The sequence below is a fragment of the Streptococcus sp. HMSC071D03 genome (assembly GCF_001812125.1).
GTDB classification, from domain to species: Bacteria; Bacillota; Bacilli; order Lactobacillales; family Streptococcaceae; genus Streptococcus; species Streptococcus pseudopneumoniae_N.
Window position 1 is genome coordinate 13826 of the sequence record NZ_KV807819.1, and the last position, 1422, is coordinate 15247.

Annotated in this window: 3 protein-coding genes; all 3 read right to left on the bottom strand. The window is 31.5% G+C overall.

Annotated elements, in window-relative coordinates; genetic code table 11:
* Nucleotides 1-166 precede the first annotated feature (166 nt).
* Nucleotides 167-394, bottom strand: coding sequence for a hypothetical protein (locus tag HMPREF2837_RS10140; RefSeq protein WP_007521736.1), 228 nt, complete (start codon nucleotides 392-394; stop codon nucleotides 167-169).
* Nucleotides 385-1017 (bottom strand): DUF3990 domain-containing protein, encoded by a 633-nt coding sequence (locus HMPREF2837_RS10145; RefSeq protein ID WP_007521733.1) that lies wholly within the window; start codon nucleotides 1015-1017, stop codon nucleotides 385-387. Before HMPREF2837_RS10145 ends, HMPREF2837_RS10140 begins: the two co-directional genes overlap by 10 nt.
* 81 nt (nucleotides 1018-1098) lie before the next feature.
* Nucleotides 1099-1374, bottom strand: coding sequence for a hypothetical protein (locus HMPREF2837_RS10150; RefSeq protein WP_007521731.1), 276 nt, complete (start codon nucleotides 1372-1374; stop codon nucleotides 1099-1101).
* Between the last annotated feature and the right edge of the window lie 48 nt (nucleotides 1375-1422).

The window sequence follows — 1422 nt, forward strand, 5'->3', positions numbered from 1 at the left end:
TTCTTTCCAATCATGGCAAACTCCTTTATTTTTAAACTTTCATTATAGCATAAAAAAGCAGAACGCACCAATTTTGGTGCGTTGTTTCTTGTTTTTCTAGCCTAAACTTTACTTCTAAAAAAGCCACCTTAAAGAGTAATTCCTTTTGCGGTGGCTTTTCAAAATACTATACATTAAAATACTCTTGTTTAATTTTTGTAAGCAGATTGTTAGCAACCGAAGTTACACCAACATGCATCAGTTCAGGATCAGAATAATCTAGTTTACGAGCATAGCCTTCTGCAACAATCTGAGCAATACGCTCATCCAATTTATAATTAGAGGCTTTTAATAGTGCTTGAAATAATTCTGAACTATATAGTTTAATATTATTTTCCAATGATACTACTGCCATTTTTGTAACTCCTCTCCTGTTTTTGATTGATAAACCTTCTCTATTTTCATTATATCACAAAAAGATTGGTTGTGGATGGATAATTGTTTAAAAGAATATGGTTTTCTAAATTCAGCAAGCATTTCTTCTTTTGTAATTTCATTCTGACGAAAACGAGCTAAAGCTTGGGTTGGATTGTCATCAGTCTGAACACCATAGATAAAATCAAAATGGTGTTGTAATGAATCTGGATTTTCCCGATTTTGAAAGACAAATTCCGCAAAATCTAAATCTGACTCTGACTTTTTATGTTTTGCAAAATAGTGACAATGATAGTCAGGGTTCTTAAAAATTTCTATAAAATTTGAAATACGAAATTCTACTATAATTCCTACTTCTTCTTCTGAGTCAAAAATATTATTATTAGAGGTGCTTCGATTTAATACTTCAACTTGCTTGTTAATAAATTTTCTAGCTTGTTCAAAGTCAGGCGTGATATAGAAACCAGGACCAAAATCTAGCTCACTCCCTAAGTTAAATTGAACATTGATACCTTTTTTTAAGGATTCTAAATGTCTCAATAATGTAGCATGAAACCACTGCGTCTGACCTAGTTGCTTTTCCTGCTTGGTAGTCAACTCCAAAATATTTACTTCCTTCTCTAGTCTATACTAAAAGTATAACACAAGACTTTATTCAAGTAAAAGAAAATTTTATGAAACTATTCACTTTCTTCCGTCTTTCCTAAACCTCTCTAAATTCTTCTCCAATTGTTCCTTATAAAGTTGATTCTTATCTTCCTTTAATGTGTCGTCCAAAGTTTCTTCTCTATAAGTTGATTCTGTTTTTATCTGTTCTGATCCTTGATCTGGAGTAAAAATGATATCTAGCAGTCGGTCTATTTTTTCAAGATCTTGGACAGACATATCAGATAGTCTATGAATCAGCTTTTTAAATACATCACTATTGTCGTGATTTTTCTTAAAAAATGTTGTAAACATCTATAACCTCTCAAAAAAAAAGCAGCCTATCAGGACTGCTTAGTGTAA

Excerpts from the sequence above, each read along its gene's own strand:
- HMPREF2837_RS10140 (WP_007521736.1), bottom strand. The coding sequence starts at position 394 with ATGGCAGTAGTATCATTGGAAAATAATATTAAACTATATAGTTCAGAA.
- HMPREF2837_RS10150 (WP_007521731.1), bottom strand. The coding sequence starts at position 1,374 with ATGTTTACAACATTTTTTAAGAAAAATCACGACAATAGTGATGTATTT.